The sequence below is a fragment of the Micromonospora sp. WMMD1128 genome (assembly GCF_027497235.1).
GTDB lineage: Bacteria > Actinomycetota > Actinomycetes > Mycobacteriales > Micromonosporaceae > Micromonospora.
Window position 1 is genome coordinate 3,315,705 of the sequence record NZ_CP114902.1, and the last position, 18,496, is coordinate 3,334,200.

An 18,496-nucleotide genomic window follows, 5' to 3' on the forward strand; every position below is an offset into this window, starting at 1 on the left:
GCGGTATACAGGGCCGGTGGAGGAACCCGTACCCGAGCAGATGCGCACCGCGGCCACCGCGCTGCTGGCGGCGCTCGACGAGCCGGCCCGCCGGCGCGCCCGGCACGACTTCGACGACGAGCCGGCCCGGCGGTGGCTGGAGTACCGGCCCCGCCCCCGGCCCGGCGTCCCGGTCGCCGACCTCGACGTCACCGCCCGCAAGGCCGCCCACCGGCTGCTCGCCACCGCACTGAGCCCGCCCGCGTACGCCCAGGCGATGGCCGTGGTGGCCCTTGAGGAGGTGCTCGACCGCGCCGAGGGCTGGCGGCGTGGCCGGCACAGCGGCGACTACTGGGTGGCGGTCTTCGGCGACCCGGCGCGCGACGACCGCTGGGCCTGGCGGTTCGAGGGACACCACCTGTCGGTGAGCATGACCGTGGCCGACGACCTGGTCTCCCCCGCCCCGATCTTCCTCGGCGCGAACCCGGCCACCGTCCGGCACGCCGGCCGGCCGGTCTCCCGGCCACTCGGCCCGGAGGAGGACCTGGCCCGGGAGCTGCTGGACGCGCTCGGCCCGGCCGGACGCTCCGCCGCGATCATCGCCGAGGAGGCGCCGGCCGACATCATCAGCGCCACCCGGGCCACCGCGCCCAAGCGACTCGACCCGCTCGGCGTACCACGGGGTCGGCTCGGGCCGACCGGCCGCGCGCTGCTCGACCGCCTGGTCGCGCTCTACCTGGACCGGCTCCCGGCCGACCTGGCGGCCCGCGAGGCGGCCCGGCTCGACGGCGGCGAACTGCACTTCGCCTGGGCCGGTCCGGTCGAGCCGGGCCGGCGGCACTACTACCGGGTGCAGGGCGACGACCTGCTGATCGAGTACGACAACACCACCGACGACGGCAACCACGCGCACACCGTGCTGCGCCGCCCGGCCGCCGACTTCGGCGCCGACGTGCTGGCCGCCCACCACGCCGCCGCGCACCGCCCGGTCACCGGCGACGCGCCTCGATGAGGAACCGTCGGGCGTGGGCGACGAACGGCCCCTCGGCGCGGATCCGCTCGTCCAGCCGGCGCAGCGCCGTGCGGTGCCGCTCCACCGTGAAGCCGGGCACGGTCCAGACCACCTTGCGCAGGAACCAGACCACCGCGCCGATGTCGTGGAAGACGGTACGCAGCGTGGCCGTGCGCAGGTCCACCACGGTCAGCCCGGCGGCCTCGGCGTCGGCCACCGCGCGCTCCGGGTGCCGGTGCGCCGGCGGCGGCAACGGCCCGAGGATCGCCTCGCTGAGCTCCCGCACGGTGCCCGGGCCGATCTGCTGGGACAGATAGCTGCCGCCGGGGCGCAGCACCCGGGCCACCTCGTCCCACCAGGTGTCCACCGGGTGCCGGCTGACCACCAGGTCGAACCCGGCGTCCCGGAACGGCAGCGGCGGCCGGTCGGCCACCCGCACCACGGACGCGCCGACCCGGCGCAGGTTGCGCCGGGCCACCGGCACGTTCGGCGGCCACGCCTCGGTGGCGACCAGCAGCGGCGGTGGCGCGGGCGCCTCGGCCAACACCTCGCCGCCGCCGGTGTCGATGTCCAGCGCGGCCCGGGCGGCGGCCAGCCGGGCACCGACCAGGCGCGCGTAACCCCATGGCGGGCGCTCCTCGGTGGCGCGACCGGCCAGCCAGGAGAAGCCCCAACCCTCGACCGGCGCGGCCACGGCCTCGGCGACCAGCTCGTCGAACCCCCGTTCCATCGTCATGGACGCAGCCTGCCGCCGGCGCCGGGGGCTGGCAACGCCTTTACCCGGCGCGCCGGCTCACCGCCGTACCCCCGCCGCGCCGTACCCCGGCCTCGGCGCTGGACCGGCCGCGCCGTACCCCGGCCTCGGCACTGGACCGGACGCGCCGTACCCCGGCCTCGGCACTGGACCGGACGCTCTCGGCGTTCCCGCCGCCGACGCGGTCGGTGCCTTTCGGTGGCGACGCACGGAGATCTTGGTACGAAATGGCCCCTATAGGGGCCGATTTCTACCAAGATCTCTCCTGGTCTCGCGACTTGGAAGATCGATCCCGAGAAACGGGAGCAGGTACCCCGGCGGCGGACCGGGCTGGTGCCCACCGGCCGTGCGGCACGGCCGGGGTCCAGCACGGCCGGGGTCCAGCACGGCCGGGGTCCAGCACGGCCGGGGTACGGCACGGCCGAGGTACGGCACGCCGGAGAGGCGCCGCGCCGGTGGACGGGCGGCCCGTGGCGGGCGGCCTGCGGGTGGGAACGGTCAGAACGGCCGGGGACGGGAGATCTCGACGGTCGCGCCGGGGATCTCGGCGAGCGCCTCCAGCCCGGTCGGCTCGGCGGCGTGGCTCCGGTCGGACCGCTGCATCAAGCGGGCGCCGAGCGCCACCCCGACCGCGCCCACGACCAGCGCCACCAGCTCGGTGACGAGCTGGCCGGTGGTCGCGCCCCGCTGCGGTGCCTGCGCCCGGACCAGGCAGGTCAGCAGGAACAGCCCGGCCATCACCGCGTTCACCACGTTGAACGTGAGCGCGGTCCGGTCGGCCCGACCGGCGCGTACGTCCCAGAGGTCGACCATCCCGGCGACCGTGGTGAGCGCGGCGGCGACAAGGGCGGCGACCGCCGTCCAGTAGCCCACCTCGCCGAGGAACGCCGGCCCGCCGACCACATCGGCCAGGTCGAACACGGCGGCGCTGACGAAGAGCCCGAACGGGAACGTCACAAGCATCGGTTGGATCGGGTGCCCCTGCACCCGAAGTCGGCTCTCCATCGCGTCCTCCCCACGTCGGCGCGGCTCACCAGTCCAGGGTGCTACCCGACGGCCCGTGGAGCGAAACGACTGTCGCTCAGTTGTCCCGAGGACGGGAGACGGTGAGCACGAGCCGCTCCGCCACCGCGCGCAGCGGAATGTCCAACGAGGAGGCGGCGCTGCGCAGCACGTCCAGGGCCTCCGGCGCGGGACAGCCCCGCTGCGTCATGATCACGCCGACCGCCTGCCCGACCACGCCCTCGACCAGCAACGCGCCGTCGAGCTGACCGGCCCGGGCGGCCACCCGTTCCCGGTCGCGGACCGCGGCCAGCAGCAGCCCGGCGTGCTCGGCCAGCAGCATCGCGGTGAGCTGGTGGCTCGGCGTGAGCGCGCCGGGCGACTCCGCGTACAGGTTGATCGCGCCGATGACGTGGTCGTCCACATCGACCGGCGCGGAGACCACACCGTGCACGCCGAGCGCCCGGGCGCGCGCGCACCAGGCCGGCCAGCGCGTCTCCTCCGCCAGCGCGCCCGCGATGGTCATCTCCCGGCGGCGGATGGCGCTCAGGGCCGGCGTGTCCGGGCCGTACCGCAGGTCGTCCAGCTCGGCCCGGCGCGCGTCGGAGGCGGCCACCCCGGCGGGCTCACCGGCACGCAACGCGGTGAAGCCGCAGCAGTCCACCCCGGGCACGGCGGCCCGGGCGATCCGGACCAGCCGGTCCAGTGCCTCGTCGAAATCGGTCACGGCGATCAGGCCGGCGGTCAGCTCGCGCAGCAGCGCGGCGGTCTCCAGCACGCCGAGATCCTCGGTTGTCGGATGGCAGGTGTGGAGGTTCACCGCGTCGCGGCCCCCACCGCCCCCGCGTCCGCCCGCGCGGTGTCCGTGTCCGGCGTCGTTGCCTGTCCCATGTCCGCCCTCTCTCTGCCGAGCCTCGGCCTACTACCCTCCCAGACCACCGTCGAAACCGCGCAAAAAGGCCCCTTCCGACCGGATCGGCGGAAGGGGCCCTGCGCTCGGGGTCAGCGCGACCCGGAGATGAGCCGCCGCCCCACCGAGGCGATCAGCCGGTCCAGCTCCGAGCCGAACGGGTTGTCGTGCACCAGGTAGGTCCAGGTGGCGGTGGGCCGCACCAGCTTGGACGAATCCGGCTCCCAGCCCTCGTCGAACTCGGTCTCCTCGAACGTGGCGACGGTCCGCGTCTCGATCTCCGGCACCAGGGCGTTGAACGCCGGCACCGCGCTGCGGTGGAACTCGTCAAGCGGGTCGAGCCGGCCCAGCGCCCGCAGGTGCACCCCCTCGCGCACCTCGGACAACTCGGCCAGGTGCTCGGCCCAGAGCCGGTCCAGATGATAGAGCGCGATCTTGCGGGCCACGTCGGCGAGCAGGTCCTCGTCCATCTCGCCGGCCTTCTCCGGCACGCGCTCCAGCAGCATGAGCGCGGCGATGTCCGTGGTCAGCAGCCGCTCCCGCCGCTCGGCGAGGGCCTTGCGCTGCTGCTCGATCACATGGCTGTAGCGCCACGTGTTGCGGTGGATCTCGTGGTTGACGCCCTCCGCGACCCGCTGGGCGTGCTCCACCGCGTAGTCGACCACCGGATCGGTGACCAGACCGTCGGCGTTCATCCGGGGCGACGCCGGCACGGTGTCGCCGGCGTGCCGCACGACCAGGTCGTCCTCCAGGCTGACGAAGAAGACCGACCCGCCCGGGTCACCCTGCCGGCCGGCCCGCCCGCGCAACTGGTCGTCGACCCGGCGGCTGTCGTGCCGACCGCTGCCGATCACGTAGAGGCCACCCAGCTCGGCCACCCGCTCCCGGTCGGACTGGTCGCTGCCGCCGAGCCGGATGTCCACGCCCCGGCCGGCCATCTGGGTGGAGACCGTCACCGCGCCGTACGCGCCGGCCTCGGCGATGATGCCGGCCTCCTCGTCGTCGTTCTTGGCGTTGAGCACCACGCTCGGCACCCCGGCCTCACCCAGCGCGGCGGCCAGCGCCTCGGACTCCTTGACGTCGAGCGTGCCGACGAGCACCGGACGCCCCGCCTCGTGGCAGCGGGTGATCTCGTCGACGAGCGCCTCGTCCTTCTCGGCGCGGGTGGCGTAGATCCGGTCCGGCTCGTCCTCCCGGACGCACGGCGTGTTCGGCGGGATCACCGCCACCTCCAAGCCGAAGAACTCCCGGAGCTGGTCGCCGACGAGCACCGCGGTCGCGGTCATCCCGCAGACCGTCGGGTAGAGCGCGATGTACGCCTGCACGGTCACCGTGCCCAGCACCTCGCCCTCGGCGGTGGCGTCCAGCCCCTCCTTCGCCTCGACCGCGGCCTGGAGCCCGTCCGGCCAGCGCCGCCGCTGGGCGACCCGGCCCCGCATCTCGTCGATCAGCTCGACCGAGTCGTCCCGCACGATGTAGTCGACGTCGCGGTGCAACAGGGCGTGCGCGTGCAACGCCACGTTCACCGCGGAGAGCTGCCCGACGTGCTCGGCGTCGTACAGGTCGATGCCGCCGAGCTTGGCCTCGACGGTGGCCAGGCCGAGCGAGGTGAAGGCGACGCTGCGACCGTCCTCGGCGACGGTGTAGTGCCGGCCCTTGCGCAGCCCGCGCACCAGCGCGGCGGCGGCGTGCACCGGATCCTGCTCGCCCGGGACCGCGCCGGCGAGCACCATCGGCACCCGCGCCTCGTCGATGAGGATCGAGTCGGCCTCGTCCACGATCGCGGTCTTCAAGGAGGGCTGCACCCGGTCGGTGACGTCGGTGGCGAGCTGGTCGCGCAGGTAGTCGAAACCGGCCTCGCTGACGGCGACGTAGGTGACGTCGCAGCCGTACGCGGCGCGCCGCTCCTCCGGGGTGGACGCCTCGTTGACCCAGCCCACGGTGAGCCCGAGCAGGGTGTAGACCGGCTCCATCCACTCGGCGTCCCGGCGGGCCAGGTAGTCGTTGACGGTGAGCACGTGCACCGGCCCGTTGCCCAGCCGCACGTGCCCGTACGCGGCGACGGTCGCGGTGAGCGTCTTGCCCTCACCGGTGGCCATCTCGGCGACCTTGCCGGAGAGCAGCGCCATCGCGCCGAGCAGCTGCACGTCGTAGGGACGCTGGTCGAGCCCGCGGCGGGCCGCCTCACGGCCGACGGCGCAGATCTCCTCGTATTTCTCCGCCCGGCCGGCGGCCTCGGTCAGCTCGGCGTCGGAGAGCTTCTCCAGCTCGGTCTCGCGAGCCTCGATCGCCGGCAGCAGCTTCTCCAGCGGGGCCAGGTCGACAGTCGTCCCCGGGCGCTGGAGGAACTGGCGGAGCCTGGTCTTCAACCGTTGCGACACACCCATGAGCCGCAACGGTACGCGAACCGCAGCCGATTGTGACCCCCGCCCGGCACGGCGGTCGGAACGTGTCCGGGTTCCGGCCGGTCACCGCAGGTCAGGGCCGGTCCGGGCGGTATCAGTCCACGAGCAGTTGGTGCGCGGCCAGCTCGCGGTAGAGCGGGCTGACCGTGGTCAGCTCGTCGTGGGTGCCGATCGCCGCCACCCGGCCGCCGTCGAGCACCACGATCTGGTCGGCGTCCACCACGGTCGAGAGGCGGTGCGCCACGATCAACAGGGTGCGGCGCACCGCCACCGCGTCGATCGCCCGGCGCAGCGCCGCCTCGTTGCGCGCGTCGAGGTTGCTGGTCGGCTCGTCGAGCAGCAGCACCGGCGCCCCGGCCAGCAGCGCCCGGGCGATGGCCAGCCGTTGCCGTTCCCCGCCGGAGAGCAGCACGCCGCCCTCACCGACCTGCACGTCCAGCCCGTCGGTGGTGCGGTCGCCCAGGTGCGTCAGGTTCACCTCGTCGAGCACCGCGCGCAGCCGGTCGTCGGTGGCGTCCGGGGCGGAGATGAGCAGGTTGTCCCGCAGCGTGCCGGCGAGCACCGGCGCCTCCTGCTCGACGTATCCGAGCCGGGCGCGCAGCGCGTCCCGGGGCAGCTCCCGCACGTCCACCCCGTCCAGCCGGATCGCGCCCTCGCCCACCTCGTAGAAGCGCTCGACCAGCGCCAGCACGGTGGACTTGCCGGCGCCGGACGGGCCGACCAGAGCGGTCCGGGTGCCCGCCGGCACGGTGAAGCTCACCCCGCGCAGCACCGGCGGACCGCCGGGATAGCCGAAGCCGACCCGGTCGAACTCGACCCGGGCCGGAACGTCCACGGACGGCGTGCCCGCCGCGGCGGGACGGTCGTCCGCGCCCTCGCCCGGCACGGCGAGGATCTCCTCGATCCGGGCCAGCGCGCCCAACCCGCTCTGCAACTGGGTGTACGCGCGGGCGCCCTGGCCCAGCGGCATCACCAGGAAGAACAGGAACATCACGAAGGCGACCAGGTCACCCACGCTGATCGCCCCCGACGCCACCCGGGCCCCGCCCACGGCCAGCACCAGCAGGAACGCGCCCTGCACGGTGATCGTGCTCGCCGGGCCCACGAGCGCCTCGGCCCGGGCCACCCCCAACCCGGCCTGGTACGCCGCGGTCGCGCTCGTCACCACCGTGTCGGTCTCGCGGCCCTCGGCGCGGCTGGCCCGGATGGTGCGCGCCGCGGAGATCGCCCGCTCCACGGCCGAGGTCATCTCGCCGACCCGTTCCTGCGCCCGGCGGGCCAGGCCCCGCACCCGGCGGGCGACGGTGACCGCGAAGACCACACCGACCGCGACCGCGGCCAGCGTCACCCCGAACAGCAGCGGGTCCAGCAGCAGCATGGCGGTGCCCGCGCCGACCACCATCACCGCCCCGGTGACGGTCTCGAAGAGGCCAGACGTGATCACCGCCCGCAGCAGCGTGGTGTCCGCGCCCACCCGGGACAGCAGGTCGCCGGTGCGACGCCTGTCGTACTCGACGATCGGCAGGCGCAGCACGTGCCCGGCCAGGCGACGGCGCACACCCAGCACGAGCCCCTCGGCCGTCCGCTGGAGCAGGTAGTCCCGGAGCCCGCCGAGCAGCGCGGCGACCACCACCAGGGCGACGAGCGCGACCACGAGCAACGCGGCCGGCTGGCCGGCGGTGATCCGGTCCAGCACGGTGCGGGTGAGCAGCGGCTGGGTCAGCGCGGCGACGGACCCGGCGAGCGACAACCCACCCACCCCGGCGAGGGTGCCGCGGTGGGCACGCAGATAGGGCAGCAGCGCGGCGAGCCCCGGCATCGGGCCGGCTTCGACGGTCATGACGGAAACGGTAGCGGGGCGCCGCACGGATCCGGCGCCCCCGCGCCGCCGTCAGGCGGTCAGCACGACCTGCAACTCCGACCGTCGCCGCTGGGCCAGGTCGGTGAGCAGGGCGGGCGCCTCGTCCAGCGGCGCCACGGCGGAGACGAGGTGTTCGCGGATCTCCGCGCCGTCCTGGCGCAGCAGCGCGATGGTCTCCGCGGAGAGCCGCTCCCGGTCCCAGGTCGGGGCGAGACCGCGCGGCACCCGGCCGATCTGCGCGCAGCGCAGCGACAACCCGTTGTGGTGGAACTCCTCGCCGAGCCGCACCGCCCCCGCGCCGCCCTGGTAGAACGCCAGGTCGACCACCGTGCCCTGGGGCCGCAGCAGCCGCAGCGCGAGCTGCAACGCCCAGTCCTGGCCCCGGCACTGGAAGACGACGTCCGCGCCCCGGTCCCCGGCGGCGTGGTGCCACCGGGTCTTCAGCACCACGGCCGGGTCGTCCGCGTCCGGGTCGAGCGTCGCCAGGCCGAGCGCCTCGGCCACCCGCCGCCGGGCCGGGGTCGGGTCCACCACGACCACCGAGGCGGCGCCGTGGCGGCGGGCGAACAGGGCGGTGAGCAGGGCGACCACGCCGCCGCCGACGACCGCCACCCGGCGCCCGCGGACCCCGTCGCCGAGGGTACGCACGTCCGTGCCGCACAGGTCCGCGGCGGCGTGCAGCAGCCCGTTGGCGCAGATCGGCCCCATGTGCGCCACGTAGACGCCGAGCAGCGGGTCGAGGTCGTCGGGCAGCGGGACGAACCGCTCGGCGACCGGGTCGGCGACCCAGCCGCTGCGGTGCCCGTACGTCATCGCGCCGACCGTGCCCACCGCCACCGCCGGGGTGCGGCTCGCCACCACGCGGCCGACCTGCATGTAGCCGAGCCGGGTCACCGGGTACGGGGTGGTCGCCGCCCCCGGCCGGAACAGCCCGAGGCCGGCGTCCCAGGTGACGTGCAGGTAGGGGTTGGTGCCCTTGACGTAGCTCAGTTCGGTGCCGGCGGAGACGCCGCTGTAGATCGTCTCCACCCGGAACGTGCCGTCGCGCAGCTCGGGCGCGTCCTGCTCGACCAGCTCGACCCGGCCGGGTCCGCGGACCACCACCACCCGATCACGCATCGACGGCCGCCCCCGCGTCGGCGACCGCGGCCCGGGCCGCCGGGCCGGTCGGCAGGGCCACCGGGCGGCCGGTCCGCGCCGATTCGGCCACCGCGACGGCGAGCCGCTGGGTACGCAGCGCCTCGGCGTACGGGACGCGCACGTCGTCGCCGACGCCGCGGACCGCGTCGACGAAGGCCCGGTCGACGGCGACCCGGGCGGCGTCCGGGTCGGCGGACAGGCGCCGCTCGCCGTCGGCGTCCCGGACCGTCAGGCCGTCCTCGGCCAGCGACAGGACCAACCCGTCGGCGAGGATCTCCAGGCCGGCCCGGTGCTTCCAGGTGAGCACGCAGGCCGCGGCGAGCGTGCCGACCGCGCCGGAGGCGAACCGCAGCGTCGCCGCCGTCACCGAGTCGATGTCGGCGCCGTCGACCGGCGGCGGGTCGCCGTCGCCGTACGCGGTTACCTCGGCCACCTCGCCGGCCAGCAGCCGGACCAGGTCGAGCACGTGCGCGGCCTGCTCCACCACCGGGCCGCCGGACCGGTCCCGGCGCGCCCACCAGGCCACCGGCGGCACCTTGTCCAGCCAGGCCCCGTTGACCATCCGCACCGGGCGGTCGCCGAGCAGCCGCCGGGCCTCGGCCACCACGTGCAGGTAGCGCCAGTGGTGGCCGACGCCGGTGAGCAGCCCGCGTCGTTGCACCAGGGCGGCGATCCGCTCGGCCGTCTCCAGGTCCGCCGCCACCGGCTTCTCCACGAACATCGGCACGCCGGCGGCGATCACCGCCTCCTCCACCGGGCCGTGCGCGAACGGCGGCACGCACACGTACACCGCGTCCGGGCCGGCGGCGAGCAACTCGTCCGGGTCGCGGAAGACCCGGCCGCCGTACGTTCCGGCGAGCGCCTCCGCCGCGCCCGGCGCGACATCCGTCACGCCGAGCAGGTCCACGTCCTCGAAGCCGCTGAGCACGCGGGCGTGGCGTTGCGCCACCCCGCCCGCACCGACCAGTCCCACCCGCATCCGACCGCCCCTCACCGTGACCTCGACACCCGCGCGGAGCACTCCCCCGGCCGGTGTCCCGGCAAACGCGACCGGGGGCGCAACGTGACGTTCATCCGCTTGATCACGAGAGTGGGCAGGATCCGGTTAGCGCGGGTCCGGAACCGGGAAAACAGGAACCCGCGATTCCGCCACTGATGGGGGTGCCCGTGCGGGAATCAGATTCGACCGTCTCACCTGTGGTGGAGGCGTGGGCCACGTACCGGACCAGCACGGCCGACGACTGGCCGGCCCGCCGGCTGGTGCGGGCCAAGGGCACCAGCCGGGTCAGCGTGGTGCTGCCGGCGCGCAACGAGGAGGCGACGGTCGGCGCGATCGTGTCGACCATCCGCGAGCACCTGATGGACCGGGTGCCGCTCGTCGACGAGCTGATCGTGGTCGACTCCCGGTCCACCGACCGGACCGCCCAGGTGGCCCGCGCGGCCGGCGCCGAGGTGGTCGGCCAGGACGCGATGACCCGCGGGTTGCCGCGGCTGACCGGCAAGGGTGACGCGCTCTGGGCCGGCCTGGCCGCGGCCGAGGGGGACGTGGTCGCGTTCGTCGACGCCGACCTGCGCGAGTTCCGGCCGCACTTCGTCACCGGCCTGCTCGGGCCGTTGCTCACCGACCCGGGCGTCGAGTTCGTCAAGGGCTTCTACCACCGGCCGCTCGTCGGCGCGACGAGCGTGGAACCCGACGGCGGCGGCCGGGTGACGGAGTTGATGGCCCGCCCGCTGCTCAACCTGTTCTGGCCGGATCTGGCCGGTTTCGTGCAGCCGCTGGCCGGCGAGTACGCGGGCCGCCGCGCGGTGCTGGAGCGGGTGCCGTTCGTCACCGGGTACGGCGTCGAGACGGCGATGCTCATCGACCTGCTGGAACTGGTCGGACTGGACGCCCTGGCCCAGGTCGACCTGGGCGAGCGCAAGCACCGGCACCAGGACACCGCCGCGCTGGGCCGGATGTCCGCGCAGATCATGCTGACCGCCTGGTCCCGGCTCCAGCGACGCGGCTGGGCGGCCACCGGCACGGCGCCGACCCCGCTGCTGACCCAGTTCCGCCGGGGTGGTTCCGACACGCTGCCCCACCTGGACCGGGAGATCGTCGTCACCGACGTCTCGGTCGAGGAACGCCCGCCGCTGGCGCAGCTGCGCCACCGGGTGCCCCGCCGGCGCGTGCCCGCGTGACCGCGACGTCCGAGCGAGGAAGAGGCGGCGCATGACGCTCACCGTGCTGATGAACGCCGGTCCGTGGCTGTCCGTGCCGCCGCCGGGCTACGGCGGGATCGAGAACGTGGTCGCCACGCTGGTGCCGGAGCTGCGGCGCCTCGGCGTGCGGGTGGTGCTCGCCTCGGTGGAGAGCAGCACGCTGCCGGTGGACGAGCGGATCGCGGTCTTCCCGGACGGGCAGTTCCACGCGTTGCAGCGGCCGTACAACCAGGTCTGCGGCGTCTCCCAGGCGCACCTGGCCGCCGTGGTGCGGGCGCTGCACGTCCGCGACGACATCGACCTGGTGCACGACCACGTGGAGGCGGTCGGGCTGGCCACCCTCACCGCGATGGGACCGGACGCGCCGCCGGTGCTGCACACGCTGCACTGGGACCTGGCCAAGCACCCGGAGCTGTACGGCAACCTGGACGGCGGCGACCGGGTCCGGGTCAACGGGGTGTCCGCGTCGCAGCTGGCCCGCGCGCCCCGCGCGCTGCGGGAGCACTCGGTCGGCCACGTGCACCTGGCCACCCCGCTCGCCGTCGACGCGGACCGCCGCCCGGCGGTCGACAAGGGCGACCACGTGGTGATCCTCGGCCGGATCAACCCGGGCAAGGGGCAGGATCTGGGGGCCCGGCTGGCCCGGGAGGTCGGCTTCCCGCTGGTGCTGGCCGGGCCGGTCGGCCCGTACCACCGGCCGGCGGACCTGGCCGCGGCCGGCGACGAGGCGCGGCAGAACCCGGACGTGCGGTTCTTCCACGACCACGTCGCGCCGTACGTCGACGGCGACCTGGTGCGCTGGGTCGGCACGGTGGCCGGGCCGGAGCGCGACGACCTGGTCGCGTCCGCGCGGGCGTCGCTGTTCCCGCTGCGCTGGGAGGAGCCGGGCGGCACGGCGGTGGTCGAGTCGCTGTCCCTGGGCACCCCGGTGGTGGCCACCGCCCGCGGTTGCCTGCCGGAGCTGATCGAGCACGGCCGCACCGGCCTGCTCGCCGCCGACGAGGAGGAGCTGGGCGACCTGGTGCTCGCCGCCGGCCTGCTGGCGGCCGGCGAGTGCCGGCGCGAGGCGGCCGGGCGGTTCACCCCGGCCCGGATGGCGCAGCGGTACGTCGAGCTGTACGACCGGGTCCGCCAGGGCGCCACGAAGCCGTTGCAGCCCGCCTGAGACCCGCGCGTCGCCGTCACCGGTCCGGTCGGCCTCGCGCCTCCGGGCCGGCGCGGATCCGGGCCGCTCCGCGTCGCGCTCGGGGTCCCCGGCGCGCGGCCCGCACCTGTCGCAGGTGGGCTGGCAACGGGGCTGACCTGCGACGGAGGACTCCGGAGCCCCCGGTTTCGGTGGTCCGGGGCGCGGGTACGTCGGTAGTCCTCCGACGAGTTGGAAACGAGGGCCCGATGTCGACCCGGATCAGGTGCGAGGTCCGCGACGAGTCCCCGGTCACGGTCGTACGGCTGGCCGGCGCGCTCGACCTGGGCACGACGCGTTCCGTGCACGAGGTGCTGGACCGCTGCCTCTCCGCGCAGCCGGACGCGCTCGTGGTCGACCTGGAGAAGCTCGACGTCCTCGACCCGCTCGCGTTGTCCGTCTTCGCGGCGGCCTGCCGGCGGGCCGCGGACTGGCCGGCCGTGCCGCTTGTGCTCTCCGCCCCGCCGTCGGCGGCGGCCCGGTTGAAAGAGACGATCGCCTGCCGGGTGGTGCCGGTGCGCCGGGACTGCACCGAGGCGACCGCGCTGGCCGGCACGGCCGCGTCGCCGCGGTTGCGGGCCCGGTTCGAGCCGGTCGCCGGGGCCTGCCGGCGGGCCCGGGAGCTGGTCACCGAGGCGTGCGGCAGATGGAACGTGCCGGAGCTGGCCGGGCCGGCCGCGCTGGTGCTCAGCGAACTGGTCGGCAACGTGGTCCGGCATGCCGGCACGCCGATGCAGGTCACGCTCACGCTGCGCCGGCCGTACCTGCGGGTGGCGGTGATGGACGGCAGCCCGGCCGACGCGCGGGCGGCGGCCGGCAACGACCCGTCGGCCGAGGGGGGCCGCGGGTTGATGCTGGTGCGGGAGCTGACCCAGCGGTGGGGCAGCACGCCGGTCGGCGCCGGCAAGGTCGTCTGGGCCATGCTCCCGGCGAACTGACCGAATTCTCCGCTCTCGCCTGGTTTCATGGGCAGCGGGGTCGGGTACGCGCGCCCGTCCTGTCTGTCGTCATACGGGGTGAGATGCCATGCCCAAGCGGGTAGTCACGGATCCGGCACGAGACCGAGGGCCCGCGATCCTCGCGCCGGCCCGGTTCGGGGGGTATCCCGGCCCGGTCCGGGAGGCTACGAAGGGCAACTCGCTGTGGCGGTTGCTGCGGACCACCGACGCCAAGCTGATCGGCCTGCTCTACCTGGGCACGTCGTTCCTGTTCTTCCTGGTCGGCGGCGTGCTGGCGCTGGTGCTGCGGGCCGAGCTGGCCCGGCCGGGGATGCAGTTCCTCTCGCCCGAGCAGTACAACCAGATGTTCACCATGCACGGCACGATCATGCTGCTGCTGTTCGCCACCCCGCTGGTCTTCGCGTTCGGCAACTACATCGTGCCGCTGCAGATCGGGGCGCCGGACGTGGCGTTCCCCCGGCTCAACGCGTTCGCCTACTGGTTGTACCTGTTCGGCGGCACGATGGTGGTGGCCGCCTTCGTCACGCCCCAGGGTGCGGCGGACTTCGGCTGGACGGCCTACACGCCGTTGAGCACCGCCCAGCACAGCCCGGGCGTCGGCGCCAACATGTGGGTGGTCGGCCTGGCCCTCTCCGGGCTGGGCACCATCCTCGGCGCGGTCAACCTGATCACCACGGTGCTGACCCTGCGCGCGCCCGGGATGACCATGTTCCGGATGCCGATCTTCACGTGGAACCTGCTGCTCACCAGCGTCCTGGTGATCTTCGTGTTCCCGCTGCTGGCCGCCGCGCTGTTCGCGCTCGCCTCGGACCGGATCCTGCACTCGCACGTCTACGACCCGACAACCGGCGGGCCGATGCTGTGGCAGCACCTGTTCTGGTTCTTCGGGCACCCCGAGGTCTACATCGTGGCGCTGCCGTTCTTCGGGATCATCACCGAGATCATCCCGGTCTTCTCCCGCAAGCCGGTCTTCGGCTACACCGGTCTGGTGCTGGCCACGCTCGCCATCACGGTGCTGTCGATGGCCGTCTGGGCACACCACATGTTCGCCACCGGCCAGGTGCTGCTGCCGTTCTTCAGCATCCTCAGCTATCTGATCGCGGTGCCGACCGGGGTGAAGTTCTTCAACTGGATCGGCACCATGTGGAAGGGGCAGCTCACCTTCGAGACGCCGATGCTGTTCGCGGTCGGCTTCCTGGTCACGTTCCTGCTCGGCGGCCTGACCGGGGTGCTGCTGGCCAGCCCGCCGGTCGACTTCCACGTCACCGACTCGTACTTCGTGGTCGCGCACTTCCACTACGTGCTCTTCGGCACCATCGTGTTCGCGGCGTTCGGCGGGGTCTACTTCTGGTTCCCGAAGATGACCGGCCGGCTGCTCGACGAGCGGCTGGGCAAGATGCACTTCTGGACCATGTTCGTCGGCTTCCACGCCACCTTCCTGGTGCAGCACTGGCTCGGCGCCGAGGGCATGCCCCGCCGGTACGCCGACTACCTGCCCAGCGACGGTTTCACCGGGCTGAACGAGATCTCCAGCATCGGGTCGTTCGTGCTCGGCGCGTCCACGCTCTTCTTCATCTACAACGTGTGGCGGTCGTGGCGCTACGGCGCGCTCGTCACCGTCGACGATCCCTGGGGCTTCGGCAACTCGCTGGAGTGGGCCACCACCTGCCCGCCGCCGCTGCGCAACTTCGACCGGATGCCGCGGATCCGGTCCGAGCGCCCGGCGTTCGACGCCAAGTACGGCCCGCTCGTCTCCAACCTCGGCCGCGACCTGCCGCAACGCACCACCAAACCGCCGCAGCGCCTCACCGAGGAGTTCCACCGCGAAATGCTGGTGCCGGAGTCGCCGGCCGCCGAGGGCGCGCACGGCGCCCGCGAGGCGGTGGAATACCAGCCCGCGCCGCAGTCCGGCGCCCGCCCCGTGGTCGTGCCGGAACCGGAGGAGGTGCGCCGCGCCAGCTTCGAGGAGACCGACGAGCCGGAGGAGACGATCCTCGGCGCCCAGCGCGAGGACCAACCCAACGACCGCTGGCGGCACCCGCGCGGACACGGCGACACCCCGCAGAACTGAAAGGAGGGGCCCCCGCTTAACGCCTGGGGTAGAGGAGGGGGCCCCGCTTAACATGCCCGTCGAGGCGCCGAAGCCGCGGCGCGGCCCGCCGGCCCGTCGAGGGCCGGCGGCGCGCGGACCGTTCAGTCGGCGGCCGGCAGGCCCGCCGCGGTCAGCGAGCGGCGCACCGCCGGCTGCACCCGGGTCAGCCGCAGCGGCACCCCGGTCCGGACGGCGGCGTCCCGGCCGGCCATCAGCGCGGCGATCCCGCCGGCGTCGAAGCCGCCAGCGCCGACCAGGTCGACGACCACCTCGCGGGGCTGGCCGGTGACCGCCTCCAGCACCGCCCGGCGCAACTGGTCCGCGCCGGCCCGGTCGACCTCCCCGCCCACCTCGACGACCACCCGGTCGCCGTTGTGTTTCACCGAGATCCGGGCCTTCGCCGGCTCGGTCTCGGCGGCGCCGTTCTGCCACGGCGGTGGCGCGTCGGCGAGCATCGCCTGGCGCAGCCAGGTCAGCGCCCGGGACAGCAGCCGGGAGACGTGCATCTGCGAGATGCCGAACCGGGCCGCGATCTCCGCCTGGGTCTGGTTGCCGTAGAAGCGCATGGCCAGGATCCGCCGCTCCCGCCACGGCAGCCGGTGCAGCAGGCCACTGATCGTGACCCGGTCGTCGACCGACTCCAACGCGTTGTCGGACTCGCCCACCAGGTCACCGAACTCGGCCGAGCTCTCCCCGCCCACCGGCGCGTTGAGCGAGGCCGGGCTGTAGCCGGCGGCCGACTCCAGCGCGGCGAGGATCTCCTCCTCCGGTGTCTCCAGCCGCGCGGCCAGCTCGGCGACCGAGGGGGCCCGGGACAGCTCGCTGGTCAGCGTCGCCGTCGCCTGTCCCACCTCGAGGATCAGGTCACGCAGCCGGCGCGGCACGTGCACGCCCCAGGTGCGGTCGCGGAAGTGCCGCTTGATCTCGCCGACGATGGTGATCGCCGCGTACGCGGTGAACGAGCCGCGCTCCGGGTCGTACCTGTCGACGGCGTTGACCAGGCCGAGGCGGGCCACCTGTTCCAGGTCCTCGAGCGGTTCCCCGCGGCCCCGGTAGCGACGGGCCAGCCGCCCGGCGAACGGCAACGCGAAGCGGACCAGGTCGTCCCGCGCCTCCTGCCGCCGCTCGGGTGGCAGCCCCGCGATCCGGGCCGCGTACGCCAGCGCCGCCGCGTCCAGGTCCTCCAGTCCCCGCTCGGTGGTCGGTGGGGTGGGTGTGGTGGTCTGTCCGAACATCCGCGCCTCCCTCGCCGAAGTCCCCCGCCCGGTCGGAACCGGTTACGCGCGTGGTCGGACCACGCACCGGGTGAGGAAGTTGGGTTACGTGACGGAATACGTCGGAAGCGGTCGCTGCCCGCCGCGCGGCGTCGTGGGCCGTTCCGCGGCGAGCGGTCTTCCCGCTCCGTAGGTACTCAATCACGGTCCGCAGGATCGCGAGGATGTTTCGCCAGGTTGCCCGGGCGGCCGGGTCAGCAGACCAGCAGCCCCTGGTGGGCGCCCGCGTCGCGGAGCGCGGACAGCGCCTCGGCCATCCGCAGCGGCGGCGGTACGGGCAGGTCACAGGGCTGGTTGCGCAACACCTCCGTGGCACGTCGGGTCGGTACCGAGGTGACCGGGTAACCGCGCGCCGCGCCCCGGTCCAACGCCCGCCGCCGCCGCCCGAATCCGGCCACGGCAAGCCACTGGGGCAGGCCGGCGAGCGCCGGCGACCGCAGCCCGGGCGGTTCGGGCAGCACGTCCACCGAACTGAACGGCTCGCTGCCGGCCAACCACCACTCGGCCCCCTCCACCCGGCGACGGGTGGCGTTCTCGCACCAGTAGGGCACCAGGCCGGCGCGAAGCACCTGCCCCGGGTCGAGCAGCCGGCCGCACTCCACCACCAGCCGGTTTCCGGTCTTGCCGGCCCGGCGCAGCCAACGCCGGTAGAGGTCGGCGGTGGCCGCGCTCAGCGCGTCCGGCTGCGGGACGACCACCCGGTGCAGGGGGTGCCCGTGCGTGTCGCCCCACTCCCGCGCGCCGTGTTCGAAACCGGACTCCACGCCGTGCTCGGCGAACGCCGCCGACTCCGTGACCTCGGGCGACGTCCAGTGCGTCTCGTCAGCGCCGGCCGCCCGCAGCACATGGCGCAGCGCGCGGGCGTCCGGGTGGAAGTCGACCGGGTCGAGGCCACTGGCCGGGCAGCCGGCCTGGAAGCTGTGCCCGGCGCCGTCGTCCCGCACCGGCCACGTGCGCGCGTCGTGCAACAGCAGCACCGGCGCCGACGGCTCCAGCCGGTCGGCCAGGAACCGCGCGTACGCCCCGGGCAGCGCCCGCCAGCGCGCGGCAAGGGTCACCGTGGCGCCGGCCGCCACGCCCCGGCTGGCCGGGCAGTGCACCTGACGTACGTGCACCCGGGGGTTTCCGGCGAGCAGCCGGCCGGCGAGCGCCGCCCCGTGGTCCAGCGCGGCGTCCGGGCGGTCCACCGCACCCCGGCCCCACCGCGCGGTGAGCTCGAAACCGGCGGGCAGCCAGGGCACGCCGAGCGCCACCGCGAGGTGGGCCGCCGCGCCGTGCGGCGAGCCGAGCACCGCCCCGGGCCAGTGCCGCTCCGGATACTGGCCGACGAACCATTCGGCCACCCGCTCGGCGTCGACGCGGGCGACCTGGGCGGCGGTGAGCGCGGCCCGGCCGGCGGCGCGGGCGGCGGCGGCGCGGCGCACCGGCTCCGGCGTACCGGAGAGGCGGGCCAGCGGGCCCGGGTGGCCGAGGTCGCCGCAGTCGTCACCGCGCAGCGCCCGGGCGGTCGCGGCGACCAGGATCCGGGCGGCGCTGCCCGCCGTCACCACCCGCTCGCCGGGCAGCCCGGCGTCGACCACCGGCGCTCGCTTGCCTCGTTCGCTCACCACGCGGCCCGGCTTCCCGTCCCTCTGGGGTCTAAACGGGGCATCTCCCCACGACGCGGACCAATGCCCGGTCGGGTGCCGTCGCGCCGCTGAACCGCCGTCGCGGGCGCAACGGC

The 18,496-nt window shown here is 74.7% G+C and carries 14 protein-coding genes; 5 read left to right on the forward strand and 9 right to left on the reverse strand.

Translation table 11 applies throughout. The features are described from left to right. Nucleotides 1–16 precede the first annotated feature (16 nt). Complete coding sequence (locus O7602_RS15230; RefSeq protein WP_281589877.1) at nucleotides 17–991, forward strand: DUF3500 domain-containing protein; 975 nt, start codon at nucleotides 17–19, stop codon at nucleotides 989–991. On the opposite strand, the gene O7602_RS15235 is transcribed toward O7602_RS15230, so the two are convergent. The 7 genes from O7602_RS15235 to O7602_RS15265 all read right to left on the reverse strand — a co-directional run bounded on the left by O7602_RS15235 (nucleotide 969) and on the right by O7602_RS15265 (nucleotide 10,042). Continuing rightward, complete coding sequence (locus O7602_RS15235) at nucleotides 969–1,721, reverse strand: class I SAM-dependent methyltransferase (RefSeq protein ID WP_281590323.1); 753 nt, start codon at nucleotides 1,719–1,721, stop codon at nucleotides 969–971. The two genes, O7602_RS15230 and O7602_RS15235, sit on opposite strands and share 23 nt — an antisense overlap. A 522-nt stretch (nucleotides 1,722–2,243) precedes the next feature. After that, nucleotides 2,244–2,750 (reverse strand): DUF2231 domain-containing protein, encoded by a 507-nt coding sequence (locus O7602_RS15240; protein WP_281589879.1) that lies wholly within the window; start codon nucleotides 2,748–2,750, stop codon nucleotides 2,244–2,246. 76 nt (nucleotides 2,751–2,826) lie between these two features. Then, a complete protein-coding gene (locus tag O7602_RS15245) occupies nucleotides 2,827–3,567 on the reverse strand; it encodes a GAF and ANTAR domain-containing protein (RefSeq protein WP_281589881.1) in 741 nt (246 codons plus the stop codon). A 182-nt stretch (nucleotides 3,568–3,749) separates the two neighbouring features. Beyond that, nucleotides 3,750–6,044, reverse strand: a complete 2,295-nt coding sequence (gene secA2, locus O7602_RS15250) for an accessory Sec system translocase SecA2 (protein WP_281589882.1) — start codon at nucleotides 6,042–6,044, stop codon at nucleotides 3,750–3,752. Between the two features lie 112 nt (nucleotides 6,045–6,156). After that, complete coding sequence (locus O7602_RS15255) at nucleotides 6,157–7,902, reverse strand: ABC transporter ATP-binding protein (RefSeq protein WP_281589883.1); 1,746 nt, start codon at nucleotides 7,900–7,902, stop codon at nucleotides 6,157–6,159. A gap of 51 nt (nucleotides 7,903–7,953) precedes the next feature. Beyond that, the gene (locus tag O7602_RS15260; protein WP_281589885.1) at nucleotides 7,954–9,042 is read right to left on the reverse strand and encodes a zinc-binding dehydrogenase; all 1,089 of its coding nucleotides are present in this window, start codon (nucleotides 9,040–9,042) and stop codon (nucleotides 7,954–7,956) included. Continuing rightward, nucleotides 9,035–10,042, reverse strand: coding sequence for a Gfo/Idh/MocA family oxidoreductase (locus O7602_RS15265; RefSeq protein ID WP_281589886.1), 1,008 nt, complete (start codon nucleotides 10,040–10,042; stop codon nucleotides 9,035–9,037). The genes O7602_RS15260 and O7602_RS15265 overlap by 8 nt, the downstream gene beginning before the upstream one ends. 188 nt (nucleotides 10,043–10,230) lie before the next feature. On the opposite strand from O7602_RS15265, the gene O7602_RS15270 reads away from it, so the two are divergent. The 4 genes from O7602_RS15270 to ctaD all read left to right on the forward strand — a co-directional run bounded on the left by O7602_RS15270 (nucleotide 10,231) and on the right by ctaD (nucleotide 15,478). Then, nucleotides 10,231–11,244, forward strand: a complete 1,014-nt coding sequence (locus tag O7602_RS15270; RefSeq protein ID WP_281589887.1) for a glucosyl-3-phosphoglycerate synthase — start codon at nucleotides 10,231–10,233, stop codon at nucleotides 11,242–11,244. Between the two features lie 31 nt (nucleotides 11,245–11,275). After that, nucleotides 11,276–12,430 (forward strand): glycosyltransferase, encoded by a 1,155-nt coding sequence (locus O7602_RS15275; protein ID WP_281589889.1) that lies wholly within the window; start codon nucleotides 11,276–11,278, stop codon nucleotides 12,428–12,430. A 227-nt stretch (nucleotides 12,431–12,657) separates the two neighbouring features. Beyond that, on the forward strand, nucleotides 12,658–13,386 hold the full coding sequence (locus O7602_RS15280) for an ATP-binding protein (RefSeq protein ID WP_281589891.1): 729 nt from the start codon (nucleotides 12,658–12,660) through the stop codon (nucleotides 13,384–13,386). Between the two features lie 88 nt (nucleotides 13,387–13,474). Continuing rightward, complete coding sequence (gene ctaD / locus O7602_RS15285) at nucleotides 13,475–15,478, forward strand: cytochrome c oxidase subunit I (RefSeq protein WP_281589893.1); 2,004 nt, start codon at nucleotides 13,475–13,477, stop codon at nucleotides 15,476–15,478. A gap of 122 nt (nucleotides 15,479–15,600) precedes the next feature. Here ctaD and O7602_RS15290 read toward each other — a convergent pair whose 3' ends face one another. Beyond that, nucleotides 15,601–16,734, reverse strand: coding sequence for a SigB/SigF/SigG family RNA polymerase sigma factor (locus tag O7602_RS15290; RefSeq protein WP_281589895.1), 1,134 nt, complete (start codon nucleotides 16,732–16,734; stop codon nucleotides 15,601–15,603). Between the two features lie 233 nt (nucleotides 16,735–16,967). Further along, complete coding sequence (locus O7602_RS15295) at nucleotides 16,968–18,383, reverse strand: hypothetical protein (RefSeq protein WP_281589897.1); 1,416 nt, start codon at nucleotides 18,381–18,383, stop codon at nucleotides 16,968–16,970. Nucleotides 18,384–18,496: the final 113 nt, after the last annotated feature.

What these genes read in the sequence shown, in the direction of transcription:
- O7602_RS15240 (WP_281589879.1), bottom strand. Translation starts at nt 2,750, where the DNA reads ATGGAGAGCCGACTTCGGGTGCAGGGGCACCCGATCCAACCGATGCTT.
- O7602_RS15280 (WP_281589891.1), top strand. Translation starts at nt 12,658, where the DNA reads ATGTCGACCCGGATCAGGTGCGAGGTCCGCGACGAGTCCCCGGTCACG.
- O7602_RS15275 (WP_281589889.1), top strand. Translation starts at nt 11,276, where the DNA reads ATGACGCTCACCGTGCTGATGAACGCCGGTCCGTGGCTGTCCGTGCCG.
- secA2 (WP_281589882.1), bottom strand. Translation starts at nt 6,044, where the DNA reads ATGGGTGTGTCGCAACGGTTGAAGACCAGGCTCCGCCAGTTCCTCCAG.
- O7602_RS15260 (WP_281589885.1), bottom strand. Translation starts at nt 9,042, where the DNA reads ATGCGTGATCGGGTGGTGGTGGTCCGCGGACCCGGCCGGGTCGAGCTG.
- O7602_RS15265 (WP_281589886.1), bottom strand. Translation starts at nt 10,042, where the DNA reads ATGCGGGTGGGACTGGTCGGTGCGGGCGGGGTGGCGCAACGCCACGCC.
- ctaD (WP_281589893.1), top strand. Translation starts at nt 13,475, where the DNA reads ATGCCCAAGCGGGTAGTCACGGATCCGGCACGAGACCGAGGGCCCGCG.
- O7602_RS15235 (WP_281590323.1), bottom strand. Translation starts at nt 1,721, where the DNA reads ATGGAACGGGGGTTCGACGAGCTGGTCGCCGAGGCCGTGGCCGCGCCG.
- O7602_RS15255 (WP_281589883.1), bottom strand. Translation starts at nt 7,902, where the DNA reads ATGACCGTCGAAGCCGGCCCGATGCCGGGGCTCGCCGCGCTGCTGCCC.
- O7602_RS15290 (WP_281589895.1), bottom strand. Translation starts at nt 16,734, where the DNA reads ATGTTCGGACAGACCACCACACCCACCCCACCGACCACCGAGCGGGGA.